Origin of the sequence: Microvirga arsenatis, from assembly GCF_009910705.1 — a bacterium.
Lineage (GTDB): Bacteria > Pseudomonadota > Alphaproteobacteria > Rhizobiales > Beijerinckiaceae > Microvirga > Microvirga arsenatis.
This window is the reverse complement of sequence record NZ_JAAAXJ010000001.1, coordinates 636,072-651,613: the sequence shown is the minus strand read 5'-3', so window position 1 is coordinate 651,613 and position 15,542 is coordinate 636,072. Positions and strand designations below refer to the sequence as shown.

The 15,542-nt window shown below is 66.0% G+C and carries 11 protein-coding genes; all 11 read right to left on the bottom strand.

Annotation, left to right across the window (positions count from 1 at the left end):
* Positions 1 to 12: 12 nt before the first annotated feature.
* The gene (lpxD, locus tag GR303_RS02995) at positions 13 to 1,077 is read right to left on the bottom strand and encodes a UDP-3-O-(3-hydroxymyristoyl)glucosamine N-acyltransferase (RefSeq protein ID WP_161724507.1); all 1,065 of its coding nucleotides are present in this window, start codon (positions 1,075 to 1,077) and stop codon (positions 13 to 15) included.
* 38 nt (positions 1,078 to 1,115) lie between these two features.
* On the bottom strand, positions 1,116 to 3,428 hold the full coding sequence (gene bamA / locus GR303_RS02990) for an outer membrane protein assembly factor BamA (RefSeq protein ID WP_161724505.1): 2,313 nt from the start codon (positions 3,426 to 3,428) through the stop codon (positions 1,116 to 1,118).
* Between the two features lie 164 nt (positions 3,429 to 3,592).
* Positions 3,593 to 4,756 carry an RIP metalloprotease RseP gene (gene rseP / locus GR303_RS02985; protein WP_161724503.1) on the bottom strand — a complete coding sequence of 388 codons (1,164 nt, stop codon included), beginning with the start codon at positions 4,754 to 4,756 and terminating at the stop codon, positions 3,593 to 3,595.
* 20 nt (positions 4,757 to 4,776) lie between these two features.
* A complete protein-coding gene (dxr, locus tag GR303_RS02980; protein WP_161724501.1) occupies positions 4,777 to 5,958 on the bottom strand; it encodes a 1-deoxy-D-xylulose-5-phosphate reductoisomerase in 1,182 nt (393 codons plus the stop codon).
* A gap of 7 nt (positions 5,959 to 5,965) precedes the next feature.
* On the bottom strand, positions 5,966 to 6,823 hold the full coding sequence (locus GR303_RS02975) for a phosphatidate cytidylyltransferase (RefSeq protein WP_161724499.1): 858 nt from the start codon (positions 6,821 to 6,823) through the stop codon (positions 5,966 to 5,968).
* Between the two features lie 2 nt (positions 6,824 to 6,825).
* Positions 6,826 to 7,593, bottom strand: a complete 768-nt coding sequence (locus GR303_RS02970) for an isoprenyl transferase (protein ID WP_161724496.1) — start codon at positions 7,591 to 7,593, stop codon at positions 6,826 to 6,828.
* A gap of 30 nt (positions 7,594 to 7,623) precedes the next feature.
* Entirely contained in the window at positions 7,624 to 8,184 is a 561-nt protein-coding gene (gene frr / locus GR303_RS02965; RefSeq protein WP_161724494.1) for a ribosome recycling factor, read from the bottom strand.
* A 71-nt stretch (positions 8,185 to 8,255) separates the two neighbouring features.
* On the bottom strand, positions 8,256 to 8,969 hold the full coding sequence (gene pyrH / locus GR303_RS02960) for a UMP kinase (protein WP_425487123.1): 714 nt from the start codon (positions 8,967 to 8,969) through the stop codon (positions 8,256 to 8,258).
* A 70-nt stretch (positions 8,970 to 9,039) separates the two neighbouring features.
* Complete coding sequence (gene tsf, locus GR303_RS02955) at positions 9,040 to 9,969, bottom strand: translation elongation factor Ts (protein ID WP_161724491.1); 930 nt, start codon at positions 9,967 to 9,969, stop codon at positions 9,040 to 9,042.
* Positions 9,970 to 10,073: 104 nt separating this feature from the next.
* The gene (locus tag GR303_RS02950) at positions 10,074 to 11,090 is read right to left on the bottom strand and encodes a 30S ribosomal protein S2 (protein WP_161724489.1); all 1,017 of its coding nucleotides are present in this window, start codon (positions 11,088 to 11,090) and stop codon (positions 10,074 to 10,076) included.
* Positions 11,091 to 11,681: 591 nt separating this feature from the next.
* Complete coding sequence (gene dnaE / locus GR303_RS02945) at positions 11,682 to 15,155, bottom strand: DNA polymerase III subunit alpha (RefSeq protein ID WP_161724486.1); 3,474 nt, start codon at positions 15,153 to 15,155, stop codon at positions 11,682 to 11,684.
* Between the last annotated feature and the right edge of the window lie 387 nt (positions 15,156 to 15,542).

The following is a 15,542-nucleotide window of genomic DNA, read 5'->3' as shown; positions in this document are numbered from 1 at the left end:
CTTCAACGAACGTTATGAAGACGCATCGTCGTCTTTGGCGGAATCGCCGCCGGATGCAAGCTTTTTCAGGGCGGTGATTTCGCGGAACCATTCCCGCATGGGCCGGGCGGGAATGCCTCCCCAACGGGCGCCGGGCGGCACGTCGCCATTGACGCCGCTGGTCGCCGCGATCTGGGCCCCCATGCCGATCCTCACATGGCCCTTCACGGCCACCTGTCCGCCGATGGCCACGTAATCCTCGACGGTGGTCGAGCCGGCGATGCCGACCTGGGCTACGATCACGCAGTGGCGTCCGATCACCACGTTGTGGGCGATCTGGACGAGGTTGTCGATCTTCGTGCCCTCGCCGATCACGGTGTCCCGGCTCGCCCCGCGATCGACGGTGGAGTTGGCGCCGATCTCCACGTCGTCCTGAATGATCACCCGGCCGACCTGCGGCACCTTCAGATGCCCCTGCGGCCCCATGGCGAAGCCGAAGCCGTCCTGGCCGATGCGCACGCCGGGATGAAGAATGACCCGGTTGCCGATATAGGCATGGGAAACCGTGACGTGAGGAGCCAGGGAACAGTCGCGCCCGATCTTGACGTTAGGTCCGATGACCGTGTGCGCCCCGATCAGGGTGCCGGATCCGATTTCCGCATGAGGTCCGATCACTGCGCCGGGATCGACCCGCACCCCGTGCTCGAGCCGGGCGGAAGGATGAACGAAGGAGCCGGGCGAGATCCCGGTGGCCGCGAAGGAGGATTCCGGGCGCAGGGCGGAGGGGAACAGCAGCCCGAGCACCTGCGCAAAGACCCGATAGGCCTGCGGGGTCACGATGGCGACCGTATGGGACGGGACCTTCGGTGCGTAGCGCGGGGTCACGAGGCAGGCCCCGGCCTTCGTGGCAGCCAGAGCTCCGACATAGGCGGGGTTGTCCATATAGGCGAGGTCGCCCGGACCGGCGCTCTCCAAGGGAGCCACGCCCTGAAGCAAACGCTCCCCGTCGGTGCCGTCGGGGAGCGTCGCATTCGCCATCTCCGCAACCTGACGTAGGGTTAACGTCTGGCTTTGCGGGAAGAAAGAGGATTCTGCCATGAAGCAAACGTGAGGGCGCCAAGCGGCGCCCTCCCCGATTAGAAGCGCGTGCCGCCGGAGAAGCGGAACGCCTGGGTGCGGTCGGCACCAACGCCGTTGATGCCCTCTTCCTTCGACAGGGCAATCGCGTAGTCGAAGCGGATCGGGCCGAGCGGAGAAGCCCAGAGCAGCGAGGCGCCGACAGAGGAGCGGATCTTGTCGCTGTCGAGAACCCGGATCGTGCCGCCGTCGACTCCGGTGAAGACGGTCGGCCCCTCATAGCCGTAGAGCGTGCCGGCGTCGGCGAAGACGGCGCCCTTCAGGCCCAGGTCACGCGGCAGGCCGAAGATCGGGAACTGCACTTCGAGAGACGCGCCGAAGTAGGTGGTGCCGCCGAGGGCGTTGGCGCGGCTGTCGGCCGTCGAGATGTCGCGCGGCCCGATGCCGTTCGGGGCAAAGCCGCGGACCAGGGACGGCCCCATGAAGAAATGGTCGACAATGCGAAGGTCGCCGCCATTCACGCCGTTGTCGCCGAAGCCCATGATGTGGCCGCCCTGGACACGGGCGATACCGACCACGTCCTCGATGATCTCGTGGTAGTAACGGGCATCGCCGGTGACCCGGAAGTAGTGCGAGTCACCGCCCAGGCCGGCAAAGTCCGTCTTCACCTCGGCATAGAAGCCGTTGCGGGGATTACGGGTGCTGTCCAGGGTGTTGTAGTTGAAGGTCAGGCCCGCCAGGGAGGTCAGGGTTTCGCCCTGAGCCTGCTTGATCGCGCGGGAGGCTTCACCGTTCGCCTCACACTCTGCGCGCGTGACAACGCCATCCCTGTTCGCATCCGTAAAACCCGGGATGGGGAACGAGCAGTCGTTGTAGGGACGCTCGGCGTCGTTCGGGATCTCGATCTCCTGCTGGTACAGCGAGTACCGCGCGGTGACCGTGAACTCTTCCGTGAAGGGCAGGCCCAGGCGCAGCGTACCGCCCGTCATGCGGTTCTCGTAACGGGAGTAGCGGGTCTGGTCGCTGAACTTGGAGAAGAGGTCGATACCGGCCGACATGCGGTAGCCGAGGAAGTACGGCTCGGTAAACGAGAAGTCGACGCCGTTGCTGCGCTGGCCGAGCTGGCCCGCGAGGCGGACGAACTGGCCGCGGCCCAGGAAGTTGGTTTCCGTGACCGAGACCTCGCCGATGAAGCCGTCGGCCGTCGAGTAGCCGCCGGAGATCGAGAACGACCCGGTGGACTGATCCTCCACGTCCACGTTCACGACCACACGGTCGGCCGACGAGCCGGGCTCGTTGGAGATGCGGACGCGCTTGAAGTAGCCCAGGTTGTTCAGGCGGCGCTCGGCGCGGTCGATGAGGACCTGGTTGTAGGCGTCGCCCTCGCCGAGCTCGAACTCGCGGCGGATGACGTAGTCGCGGGTCCGGCTGTTGCCGCGCACGTTGATCCGCTCGATGTAGATCCGCGGCGCCTCCTCGACGACATAGGTGAGGCTGACCGTGCGGGTCGAGGGATCGCGGGCGCCGACGGGACGCACCAGGGCGAACGGGTTGCCCTGGCGGGCGACGTTGGCGGTGAGGTTCTGAACCGTCCGCTCGACGGCCTCGGCGTTGTAGACGGAGCCTGCCGACGTCGTGATGCCCCTGCGCACGGCTTCGGCATCGACGCCCGGCAGCCGCGGGTCGACGGCCACATTGCCAATCCGGTACTGCTCACCCTCCTCTACGGCGATCGTGACGACGTAGCCGCCGGCATTGGGGTCGAACTGCACGTCGCTGGAGACGATGCGGAAGTCGGCATAGCCGTTCTTCAGGTAGTAGCGGCGGATGAGTTCCAGATCGTTCGCGAGCCTGTCCGGGTCATAGACGTCGGTGCTCTTCAGGAAGCTCAGAAGGTTCGTCTCGGTCGTCTGCATGACGCCGCGGAGACGGCTGGACGAGACCTGGCTGTTGCCGACGAAGCGAATCTCCTTCACGCCGGTCTTGTCGCCCTCGACCACGGTGTAGACCACGTCGACGGTTCCGTTGGGCAGGTCGACGACCCGCGGGGTCACCTGGGCGAGACCGCGGCCCGAACGCTGATAGATCTCAAGGATCCGCTGGACGTCGGCATCGACGGCCGCCTGATTGTAGGGAGCGCGGGCCCGGGCCTGGAGCTGGTCCTCGATGAGCGCCTTCTCGACCCTCTTGTTCCCTTCGATGACGACCCGGTTGACGATCGGCCCCTGCGTGGCGGAGACCCGGCGATTCCTCGGAGCCGCCTGCTGCGCGAAGGCGCTCTCGGCGGCTGTAAGCCCGGCCATGAGCGCGCTGATCGCGATAACGGCGGTGGAGGCCGGCTTTTTCCGGCGAGGCGTGGTCGTCGACATCATCAACTGGCCCGTTCTTTATTTCTGTCCCTAGCGGGTGAACCCGCGCGGGTTGGAGACGGAAGTCCCCAACCTTATCCGTGTGGACCGCTTGTACAAACTTTCGCCGCTATTGCAAACGGCACATCCACAACGGGTAGCAATTTTTGACCTGCGTGGCGTCCTTGTCACGATCCCCTGGCCATAAAACTGGTGCCAAGGTGAACGAGATCATTCCATGTCGCAAACAGCATCAGCATCGCCACCAGGGCAAAGCCGATTCTGAACCCGATTTCCTGGGCTTTCTCGCTCAGGGGGCGCCCCCGCAGGGCCTCGATGGCATAGAACAGGAGATGCCCGCCATCCAGAAGCGGAATGGGGAAAAGGTTAATGAGTCCAATCGAAACGGACATGAACCCGATCAGGCTGACGAGGCTGTAGACGCCTCCGAGGTCGAAGGCGGTGCCCGAGGCCCGGGCGATTCCAATGGGCCCGGAAAGCTGATCGGCCGATTCCCAGCCCATGACGAGGCGGCGGATGAAGTTGAGGGTGCGCTCGACGAGATTCCACGTCTCCACCACGGCTGCCTTGACCGCCCCCCAGGGCGAGTAGGTCAGCCGCTTGACCGCCGACGGGTCCCTCGAGGCTTCGACGCCCAGGAGGCCGATCCGCTGCTTGCCGAAGGGGCTGGTCCGCTCGACGAAATTCGGCGTCGCCGTGAGGGGAACCACCTGTCCGTTGCGCTCGACGGTAAAGTCCAGGGGCTCGCCGGCGCTGGAGCTGACGATCAGCTGCATGTCGGCGAAGGTCTCGATCCGGCGGCCATCGACCGTCAGGATGAGGTCCTTGGGCTGGAACCCGGCCTTTTCGGCCGCGCTGCCGGGCTGGACGGCCTCGATCCGCGGCTCCAGCACCAGGCGTCCGTTGAAGTAGTTGAAGCCTGCAAAGATGGCGATCGCCAGAATGAAATTGGCGATCGGCCCCGCCGCCACGATGGCTGCCCGCTTGGCCACGCTCTGGTGGGGGAAGCTGATCGAACGCTGCTCCATCGGCATGCGGTCGAGCTGGTCCTGGTCGGGAACGCTGGCGGCGTTCAGGTCGCCGACGAACTTCACGTAGCCGCCGAGGGGAATCGCGCAGATCTTCCAGCGCGTGCCCTTCCTGTCCGTCCAGCCGATCAGCTCCGGCCCGAACCCGATGGAAAAGGCCGTCACTCCCACGCCGCAGAGCCGTCCGACCCAGAAATGGCCGAACTCGTGGATGAAGACCACGACCGTCAGCACCACCAGGAAGGCGATCAGCGTCAGGAACAGGGAGCCGGTCGCCCCGCCGATCATCGTCAGAAATTCCATCGTCGTCCCCTTCGCGCCTGTCAAAGTCGCGTTGTTTCAGTGAAGGCCGCCGCGAGCTGCCTCGCCGCCTGCCGGGTCTCCTCGTCGATCGCCAGGGCCTCCGCCACTGTCGCAGGTGCGGCAAGTCCTCTTCCCGAAAAGCTCGAGCAAACCTGCTCAACCATTTCCGAAATATGGTAAAACCCGACACGGCCCGCCATATAGGCCTCGACGGCGATTTCGTTGGCGGCGTTCAGAATCGTCGGCATCGCCCCTCCCGCCCGGAGCGCGGCCTTGGCCAGCGAGAGGCAGGGAAAACGCTCCTCGTCGGGCCGCTCGAAGCTTAAACGGCCAATCGCGGCAAGATCGAGACGGGGCAGATCCATCTGCAGGCGGCCCTGGTTGCGCAGGGCATTGGCAATCGGCACCTTCATGTCCGGGAGGGCCAGGCCGGCCGTGACGGCGCCGTCGCTCCATTGCACGAGGCCGTGCACGATGGCTTCCGGATGGACCAGGACGTCGAGCCGATCCGCCTCGAGGTCGAAAAGGTGATGCGCCTCGATCAGCTCCAGCCCCTTGTTCATGAGGGTGGCCGAGTCGATGTTGATCTTCGAGCCCATGGACCAGACCGGATGGGCCGAAGCCTCCTTGGCACTGGCCTTTGCGATCTGCTCCCTCGGCGTGGTGCGAAACGGGCCGCCCGTCGCCGTGATGATCGCCTTCTCCACATCGGCGTTCCGCCCGGCGGCGAGGGCCTGGTCCAGGGCATTGTGCTCCGAATCGACCGGCATGATCTCGACTCCGAGGCGGCGGGCATCGGCCATGAAGGCCGCTCCGGCGCAGACGAGGCTTTCCTTGTTGGCCAGGGCGAGCCGACGGCCCGGCTTCAGGGCGGCGTGCGTGGGTGCGAGCCCTGCCGTGCCGCTGATGGCAGCCAGGACCGTGTCGGCGTCCCGCGCAACCGCCTCCAGCACGGCGGAGGACCCGGCCCCATTCCCGATCCCGGTTCCCGAAAGCGCCTCTCTCAAGGCGCCGCCGCTTCGCTCGTCGGCCAGGGCAGCAAAACGGGCGCCGAGGCGCCGGGCCATGGCAGCCAAGGCCGCGGCATCCCGCCCGCCGACCACGGCCTCGACCCGGAACGCCTCGGGCTGGGCGAGAACCACGTCCGCCGTCGAACGGCCGATGGAGCCGGTGGCGCCGAGAATCGTAAGGGTGCGTGTCAATTGGGTCCTACGCGGTGAAATGGAGGGCCAGGAGAACGGCTGCCACGATGAGACAGACGGCCCAGAAGCCGTCCAGGCGGTCCATGACGCCGCCATGGCCGGGAATGAGATGGCTCGAATCCTTGACCTGGCAATGGCGCTTGAGAGCAGATTCCCCAAGGTCTCCGATCTGGCTCGCAATCGAAGCGACGACGGCAAGCGCCGCGAGGGCAGGATAGCCGACGGGCGGATGCGCTCCGAAGCGCCGGCCGATCCACGCCACCAGCAGCCCTCCCAGGGTGGCGGCGACGACACCGCCGATAAAGCCCGACCAGGTCTTCTTCGGGCTGATGGACGGGCAGAGCTTCGGCCCGCCGAAGGCCCGGCCGGTGAAGTAGGCTGCGATGTCCGTGGCCCAGACCACTGCGAACATCCAGAGCAGACCGAGGATCCCAAAGTCGGGATGCTCGCGTACGAGGGGCGGGACGAGAACGATCACAGCCGCATAGGCAAAGCCCAGGCTGGCCCAACGCTTGCCCTCTTCCCCGCGGGCCAGGAGTGCGCCGGCCGCCAGGAAGCCCAGCATGACCGCCGCGGAAAGGCCCAGGCCAGCGTTGGCTATCAGGAGAAGGGTCAGGACGACCAGCCCGGCTGAAAGGAGTGCCTGCACCGGCCGCCGCGGCTCCACACCTGTCATGTCGGTCCATTCGACCATCATCGCGATGCCTGCCGCCAGCCAGAACAGGGCGAAGGCCCACCCTCCCAGATAGGCCGTGAGGAGCGCGAGGGCGATCATCACGAGGGCCGACAGGACGCGGGTCGTGAGTTCCTTCGAAGGGCCCCGCTTGGGGCTGGACGGCAGGGAGGAGCCTTCGTTGGCGACCATGGTCAGCCAGCCCGGGCGCTCAGGCCGCCGAAGCGGCGGTCACGCCTGAAATACTCGTCGATGGCCGCCTTGAACGTCGCCTCGTCGAAATCGGGCCAGTAGCAGGGCAGGAAGACGAACTCGGAATAGGCGGTCTGCCAGGTGAGAAAGTTCGAGACCCGCTGCTCGCCCGAGGTCCGGATGACGAGATCCGGGTCCGGAATTCCGTGGGTGTCGAGGGCTGCCTCGATGGTTTCCATGTCGATCCGGTCGGGATCCAGGCTCCCCTCCTGCACCTTTCGGGCCAGGGCGCGGACGGCGCTGAGGATCTCCTGGCGGCCGCCATAATTGAAGGCGATGACCAGGGTCAGGCCGGTATTGTCGCGGGTGAGCTGCTCGGCCTCCTCCAGGAGCGGGCGGATATCGGAGGCCAGCCCCTCCCGCTCGCCGATGATCCGGACGCGGACGTTGTTGGCGTGGAGCTCGGCCAGATCGTGCCGGACGAAGCGCTTGAGCAGGCCCATGAGGTCGGAGACCTCCTGGGCAGGGCGCCGCCAGTTCTCCGCGGAGAAGCTGTAGACGGTGAGATAGCGGATGCCGAGATCGCCTGCGATGCGCACGGCCCGGCGGATCGCATCGACGCCGCGCCGGTGCCCCTCGAAACGGGGAAGGCCCCTCTGCGCAGCCCAACGGCCGTTGCCATCCATGATGATGGCGACATGGGCCGGGATCCCCTCGCCTGCCTTGCTGCAGGCCGGGTCCGGGGCCGTCCGTTTGGCTTCGCCGCTCATGATGTCCTGTTCCGGTGCACGCCTTTTGGATCAGACGTGCATGATTTCCTTTTCCTTGGCCGACAGGAGGGTGTCGATCTCGGCCACGAACTGGTCGGTCGCCTTCTGCACCTGGTCAGCCTGGCGCTTGCCGTCATCCTCACTGATGGTACCGTCCTTCTCAAGCTTCTTGAGCAGGTCGAGGCCGTCGCGGCGCACATGGCGCACGGCGATCTTCGCCTCCTCCGCATATTTGTGCGCGACCTTCACCATCTCCTTGCGGCGCTGCTCGTTCATCTCCGGGATGCGCAGGCGGATCACCTGCCCCTCGGTCTGCGGGTTGAGGCCGAGATCCGACTCGCGGATCGCCTTCTCCACGGCGGCCACCATGCCCCGGTCCCAGACCTGGACGCTGAGCAGGCGCGGCTCCGGCACGTTGACCGTGGCGACCTGGGTGATCGGCATCAGGGAGCCATAGGCATCGACCTGGATCGGATCGAGCAGGTTCGGGGAGGCACGCCCGGTGCGCAGGCTGGCGAGATCGTTCTTGAAAGCGTTGATGGCGCCCTGCATGCGGCGCTTCACATCGGCGAGATCAAAGGTCGTTGCCATCGGTTCTGTCCCTAACGCGAACTACTTAAACGGGCTTACGCCCCCCAGGGTCCAGCATCAAGGCCCCAGGATCAAGGGGCGACGACCGTGGAGGGAACTTTCCCCTGAAGAAGAGCGGTCACCGAGCTGGGGGCATGGACCGACCCCACGATGATGGACAGCCTGCTCTCCCGCGCGAGGGCGAAGGCGGCCGTGTCCATGACCTTCAGGTCCTTGGCGATGGCCTCGTCGTGGGTGAGGCGCTCGAATCGCACCGCGCTCGGGTCCTTCTTGGGATCGGCCGAGTAGACGCCGTCCACCTGGGTGGCCTTGAGCACGGCATCGCAGCGCAGTTCCGCGGCCCGCAGAACGGCGGCGGTATCGGTGGTGAAGAACGGGTTGCCGGTGCCGCCGGCGAGCACGACGACCTGCCCCTTGTCCAGGTGATGCAGGGCCGGTTGGCGGGCATAGGTCTCGCAGATCGTCGGCATGGAGACCGCCGACATGGTGCGGGCCGGAACGCCGGCAGCATTCAGGGCGGTTTCGATGGCGAGCGAGTTCATGACCGTGCCGAGCATGCCCATGGAATCGGCCGTCGGGCGGTCGATCCAGCCGGCAGCGCTCATGCGTGCGCCGCGGATGATGTTGCCGCCGCCGATGACGACGGCGATCTCGAACCCGGCGCGGGTGGCCTGGGCGAGGTCCTCAGCCAGGGAGGTCAGGGTCTGAGGATCGAGCCAGTACCCGTCGGGAGCCATCAGGGCCTCCCCGGAAAGCTTCACAAGGATGCGCCGGAACGTTGCCATCGTCAGACCTTTCTTTTCGAATCCTCTCATGAAAACGGCGGCTCTTCAGCCGCCGTTTCGAAGGTTCGACTTAGGCCTTGAGCCCGGCCTGGGCGGCGACTTCCGCCGCGAAGTCCGGAGCCTCCTCCTTCTCGATGCCCTCGCCGAGGGCATAGCGGACGAAGGCCTTGAGGGTCACGGGCTTGCCGGCCTTGGACTCGGCTTCCTTGAGCACCTGCGTGACGGTCTTGGACGGATCGTGCACGAAGGGCTGCTCCAGGAGGGTGACCTCCTTGAAGTAGCTCTTGAGGCCGCTCTCGATGATCTTCTGCATGACATGGTCCGGCTTGCCGGCGTTCTTGTCGCGCAGGATCGCGGTCTCGCGCTCGACGGTGGCCTGATCGACGCCGGAAGCATCGAGCGCCACCGGGTTCGTGGCGGCCACGTGCATGGCGATCTGGCGGCCGAGGGCGCCGAGAACGCCCACATCGCCTTCCGATTCCAGCGCCACGAGCACGCCGATCTTGCCGAGGCCTTCGGTCACGGCGTTGTGCACATAGGTCGCGATCACGCCCTTGGAAACTTCAAGCTTCGCGACACGACGCAGGGTCATGTTCTCGCCGATGGTGGCGATGAGCTCCTGCAGCCGGTCCTTCACGGTCGTGGACGAGCCGGGGAAGGTCGCGGCCTCGAGCGACTCGATGGTGCCGTTGCCGTTGAGAGCGATCTTGGCGGCTTCGCGGACGAAGGCCTGGAAGCCGTCGTTGCGGGCCACGAAGTCGGTCTCGGAGTTGACCTCGAGGATCGTGGCGCTGTGACCGGACGATTCGACGGCCACGAGGCCCTCGGCGGCCACGCGGCCGGCCTTCTTGGCGGCCTTCGAGAGGCCCTTCTTGCGGAGCCAGTCGATGGCGGCTTCCATGTCGCCGTTGGTCTCGGCGAGAGCGGCCTTGCAGTCCATCATGCCGGCGCTGGTGGCCTCGCGCAGTTCTTTCACCATCGCAGCGGTAATGTTCGCCATGGCTTTTCCTTTCAAAGGTTCACGCATAGAGGGAGCCCGGCGCTCGAGGAACGCCGGGCTCGGTCATGGTTCGAGCGGCGCTGCTGGGTGCGGCGCCGTGAGGCTTACGCAGCAGCGGCTTCGATCATGGCGCGGGCCTGGTTGATCCAGCCGTCGCGCTCGAGGCGGCCGTTCAGCTTCAGGTCCTTGTCGAGCTGGGCGGCATCGGCCGGCTGCATGGCGGCCAGCTGCCAGTAGTGGAAGATGCCGGCTTCGTTCAGCTTCTTCTCGAGCTGCGGGCCGACGCCATTGAGCTTGGTCAGGTCGTCCGGGGCGCCGCGGGGGGCAGCCAGACGCTCGAACTGCTCGCCCTCGTAGGCGGCGGTGTCGTTCGCCGGGAGTTCCTCGGCCAGCGGGTTCTCGGACGCACCGATGTCGATGCCCATCTCGCCGGCGCCGCGGGAGATGCCGTCGAGGGCGGCGCGGGCAACCAGGTCGCAGTAGAGCGAGATCGCGCGGCCGGCGTCGTCATTGGCCGGAACCGGGAAGGTGATGCCGTCCGGATCGCAGTTCGTGTCGACGATGGCGGCCACCGGGATGCCGAGGCGCTTGGCCTCCTGGATCGCCAGCTGCTCCTTGTTGGTGTCGATGACGAAGATCAGGTCCGGGGTGCCGCCCATGTCCTTGATGCCGCCGAGAGCGCGCTCGAGCTTCTCCTTCTCGCGGGCGAGCATGAGGCGCTCCTTCTTCGTGAGGCCCTGGCCGCCGCCGGCGAGGATCTCGTCCACCTTGCGCAGGCGGGCGATCGAGCCGGAGATCGTCTTCCAGTTGGTCAGCATGCCGCCGAGCCAGCGTGAGTTCACGTAGTACTGGGCCGAACGCTTGGCCGCATCGGCGACCGCATCGGCAGCCTGGCGCTTCGTGCCGACGAAGAGCACGCGGCCGCCCTTGGCCACGGTGTCGCTGACGGCCTGAAGGGCGCGGTGCAGCATCGGAACCGTCTGGGCCAGGTCGATGATGTGGATGTTGTTGCGGGTGCCGAAGATGAACTGACCCATCTTCGGGTTCCAACGGTGGGCCTGGTGGCCAAAGTGAGCGCCAGCTTCCAGCAGCTGACGCATCGAGAAATCGGGAAGCGCCATAATCTTTTCTCCGGTTAAGCCTCCGCGGAACAGTGGACCGGACTTCCGGCCACCGGGGTATCCTCATGGGCTCATGAGGGGATTCCGCGTGTGGGATGCGGGCGCATATAGGGGGAAACGGGGGGAAACGCAAGCGGGACATTCTCCTGTCAGGAGCATGGCGGTGTAACCCCTTCCCTCATCCTCTTCTCTTGGGCGCGAGGGCGCCTTCGGTGAATGGATGAGAAAAGCCAGCGCCTTCGGGCCCGCAGCGTGAGCTGCGAGCCGTCGGGTTTGCTCGAGGGTGGCGCTTGGGGCAGCCCGGCTCGATGGGTGGTGGTGTGGATGGAAGAGCTGGACGGCCTCTTCGCGCACGGTTCTTTTCAGGCGGACCTGGAACAAGCCAGGGTCGGCCTCCCGCGACCACAGGAGTGCGAGCCCTGCGGCGGGACCGTGCCTGCTCCCACACTGCGACGCCTCGCGAGCGCGCCCCTCGACAGGAGCAGATCTACACATCGATATAGCAGAGCTTGCAGCACCTGTCAAGAACAAAATGAGAACGTTGCTCCTGTTCCAGACTTCGCTCTCCGGCGGGAGGGGTCCCTCGCCGCCTCAGTTCATCTGCACCTCGACCACTCCCGGCACGGCCCGGAGGGCACCGGCGATCTGGGGGGTGGCCATGTACTTGCCGGGAAGCTTGACCTCCACCTCCCGGTCGCCTTCGTCGAGAATCAGGACCAGGGAGACCTCGCCCTCGCCGCGGGCCCTGAGCCGCTCCTGGACGCTCGGGATGGGCCGCTCGTCCCGCAGGAAGATCCGCATGCCCTTCTGGTGCTTGGCGAGGGCCTCCTCCAGCGGTTCGGCGAGCCCGATGCGCGCCCTCACCTCCTCGCCCTCGATTCCGGCCTGGAGCATGAGGACGACGGCGGAGCCGGGCTCCAGCACCTCGCGGAAGCGCATGAGGCCCTCCGAGAAGATGATGGCCTCGTACTGCCCGGTCTGATCCGAGAGGGTGAGAATCCCCATCTTGTTGCCGGTCTTGGTCCGGCGCTCCTGACGGTCGAGCACGGTCGCGGCGACGCGCCCCACGGAGTTGCCGGCCTTCACCGAGCGGCAGAACTCCGCCCAGGTCTGCACCCGCAGCTTCTTGAGCAGGTCCCCGTATTCATCCAGCGGATGGCCCGAGAGAAAGAAGCCGACCGCATCGTATTCCCTCTGCAGCCTCTCGGCGGCCGGCCAGGGATCGTAGGGGCCGATGCGCAGCTGCACATCCGCCGAGGCGACGCCCCCGAACATGTCCATCATGCCGCCATTGGCGGCCTCATGCGACTGCTGGGCGAGGCTCATCATGGCGTCGACGGAGGCGCAGGCCTTGGCCCGGTCGGGCTCCAGCTCGTCGAAGGCGCCGGCGGCGATCAGGTTCTCCAGCGTTCGCTTGTTGAGCATGCGCGGATTGATGCGCCGGGCGAAGTCGGCGAGATCCTTGAACGGCTTGTCGCCGCGTGCCTCGACCACGCTTTCGATGGCCTGGCGGCCCACGCCCTTGACGGCCGCGAGCGCGTAAAGGATCTGCCCCTTGCCCTCGGCGTCGTACTGCACGTCGAACACCACGCCGGAGCGGTTGATGGAGGGCGGGATGACCTTGAAGCCGAGGCGCTGCGCCTCGCGCCGGAATTCGGCCAGCTTGTCGGTGTTGTCGAGGTCCAGCGTCATCGACGCGGCCAGGAACTCGACCGGGAAGTTGGCCTTGAGATAAGCCGTCTGGAAGGCCACCAGCGCATAGGCCGCGGCGTGGCTCTTGTTGAAGCCGTAATCGGCGAACTTCGCCAAGAGGTCGAAGATCTCGTTCGCCTTCGCCTTGTCGAGCCCGCCCTTCTCCGCGCCGGCCACGAAGCGCTCGCGCTGAGCGTCCATCTCGGCCTTGATCTTCTTGCCCATGGCGCGGCGCAGAAGGTCGGCGTCTCCCAGCGAGTAGCCGGAGAGGACCTTTGCCACCTCCATCACCTGCTCCTGGTAGACGATGATGCCGAAGGTCTCGCGCAGGATCGGCTCGAGCTTCTCGTGAGGATACCAGCTCCTCTTGTTGTGCTCGTCCCGTCCGAGCTTGCGGGCGCAATAGACGGGGATGTTCGCCATCGGGCCCGGTCGATAGAGAGCCACAAGCGCGATGATGTCCTCGAAGCGGTCGGCTTCCATCTCGACCAGCGCCTTGCGCATGCCCGCCGATTCCACCTGGAACACGCCGACCGTCTCGCCGCGCTGGAGCATCTCGTAGGTCTTGCGGTCGTCGAGCGGCAGGGCCGAGAGATCGACCTCGATCCCCTTGCGGCGGATGAGGTCCACCGCCGTGCGCAGCACGGTGAGCGTCTTCAACCCTAAGAAGTCGAACTTCACGAGGCCCGCCTGCTCGACCCATTTCATGTTGAACTGGGTCACGCGCATGCCGGTCTTCGGGTCTCGGTAGAGGGGCACCAGTTCCTGCAGGGGACGGTCGCCGATCACCACGCCGGCCGCATGGGTCGAGGCGTGACGGTGCAGGCCTTCGAGCTTCTGCGCGATGTCGAGCATGCGCTTGACGACGGGCTCCTCCTCGATGGCCGCCTGCAGCTTCGGCTCGCCCTCGATGGCCTGCGCGAGCGTCACCGGGTTGGCGGGGTTCTGCGGCACGAGCTTGGTGAGCTTGTCCACCTGACCGTAGGGCATTTCGAGCACCCGGCCCACGTCGCGCATCACGCCGCGGGCGAGCAGGGTGCCGAAGGTGATGATCTGCGCGACCTGCTCCTCGCCGTAGCGCTGCTGCACGTATTCGATGACCCGCTCGCGCCCCTCGACGCAGAAGTCGATGTCGAAGTCCGGCATCGACACGCGTTCCGGGTTGAGGAAGCGCTCGAAGAGCAGGCTGAACCGCAGGGGATCGAGATCGGTGATGGTGAGCGCATAGGCCACGAGCGAGCCTGCACCCGAGCCGCGCCCCGGCCCGACCGGGATGTTGTGGTCCTTCGCCCATTTGATGAAGTCGGCCACGATCAGGAAGTAGCCGGGGAACTTCATGTTCCGGATGATGCCGACTTCGAAGGCCAGGCGGTCGCGGTAATCCTGCTCCGTGAGGCCGGGCGCGGGTCCGTGCGCGGCAAGGCGCTTGGCCAGCCCCTCCTCCGCCTGGCGCTGCAGCTCCTCGCCTTCGTCGAGGGCGGCGGCATCCGGGCCCGTGCCGAAGTTCGGCAGAATGGGCTTGCGGGTCCGCACGCGCGTGGAGCAGCGCATGGCGATCTCGACGCTGGCCTGCAACGCGTCCGGCAGGTCCGCGAACAGCTCCATCATCTGCTGGCGGGTCTTGAAATGATGCTCGGGCGAGAGGCGGCGCCGGTTGGGATTGGAGACGATCTGCCCCTCGGCGATCGCAAGCAGCGCATCATGCGCCTCGTAGTCCTTCGCCGAGGAGAAGAAGGGCTCGTTCGCGGCCACGATGGGCAGGCCGTTGCGGTCGGCAAGCGCCAGCAGCTCGTTCTCGATCAGGCGCTCGTCCTCCAGCCCGTGGCGCTGGATTTCCACATAGAGCTGATGGCCGAAGGCGCTTTTGAGGATGTCGAGCCGGGCCTGGGCGAGATCCTGCCGCCCGCCGTCGCGCAGGGCGCTGTCGAGGGGGCCCGTGAAGCCGCCGGTCAGCGCGATGAGCCCTTCGCTGTGAGAGGACAGCACGGGAGCGGCGACCCGCGGGTTCTCGCCGAGCGGCACGCCGAAATAGGCGTGGCTCACGAGGCGCATGAGGTTGCGGTAGCCCTCCTCCGTCTGGGCGAGCAGCACGATGTTGGCGGGCTGGGGCACCACGCGGGCCACCGGGTCCGCCTCCTCGAAGCAGACGGAGAGCTGGACCCCGGCAATGGGCTGGATGCCGGAGCCCGCCATCTTCTCGGAGAATTCGAGGGCGCCGAAGAGATTGTTGGTGTCGGTGAGCGCGAGCGCCGGCTGCTTGTCGGCAGCGGCGAGCTTGGCGAGCTGCGGGATCTTCAGGGCACCCTCGAGCAGCGAATACGAGGAATGCACGTGCAGATGGACGAAGCCGACGTCGTGAAGAATGCGCGCCATGAAACTCTACTCACTCAATGGCACGCATAGTGGCACGATTCTTATCCAAGAAAGCCTAACCCGGAGCGCCGAGGAACAAGTTTCTGTGAATCGGCGTGGGTTGTTGTGGATTCCCGGTATCAAGCGATGGGAGAAAGAACCAGAGCCCATATCGCCACGGCCGAGCCGAATGTGGCGAGCGAAGCGATTTCGGCAGTGGTTTCGAGGATGAAGCGAAGCATGGTCTGATCTCCGTGTTCCCAATATGTTCATTCTTGTTCATCGAATGTTCTGTGTAAAGAATGTGCAGAGGCTGCATTCGGGACGGAGTCAACAGAGTCTTAACGAGATTGGAAACGCGAACAGCCGGCCTTTGGCCGGCTGTTTGCATGGAGTGTAGCGCTTGCC

Bases quoted from the DNA above. Each gene is read 5' to 3' on its own strand.
- rseP (WP_161724503.1), bottom strand. From the start codon at position 4,756: ATGGAATTTCTGACGATGATCGGCGGGGCGACCGGCTCCCTGTTCCTG.
- lpxD (WP_161724507.1), bottom strand. From the start codon at position 1,077: ATGGCAGAATCCTCTTTCTTCCCGCAAAGCCAGACGTTAACCCTACGT.
- GR303_RS02950 (WP_161724489.1), bottom strand. From the start codon at position 11,090: ATGGCGCTTCCCGATTTCTCGATGCGTCAGCTGCTGGAAGCTGGCGCT.
- GR303_RS02975 (WP_161724499.1), bottom strand. From the start codon at position 6,823: ATGGTCGCCAACGAAGGCTCCTCCCTGCCGTCCAGCCCCAAGCGGGGC.
- GR303_RS02970 (WP_161724496.1), bottom strand. From the start codon at position 7,593: ATGAGCGGCGAAGCCAAACGGACGGCCCCGGACCCGGCCTGCAGCAAG.
- pyrH (WP_425487123.1), bottom strand. From the start codon at position 8,969: ATGGCAACGTTCCGGCGCATCCTTGTGAAGCTTTCCGGGGAGGCCCTG.
- bamA (WP_161724505.1), bottom strand. From the start codon at position 3,428: ATGATGTCGACGACCACGCCTCGCCGGAAAAAGCCGGCCTCCACCGCC.
- tsf (WP_161724491.1), bottom strand. From the start codon at position 9,969: ATGGCGAACATTACCGCTGCGATGGTGAAAGAACTGCGCGAGGCCACC.
- dnaE (WP_161724486.1), bottom strand. From the start codon at position 15,155: ATGGCGCGCATTCTTCACGACGTCGGCTTCGTCCATCTGCACGTGCAT.
- frr (WP_161724494.1), bottom strand. From the start codon at position 8,184: ATGGCAACGACCTTTGATCTCGCCGATGTGAAGCGCCGCATGCAGGGC.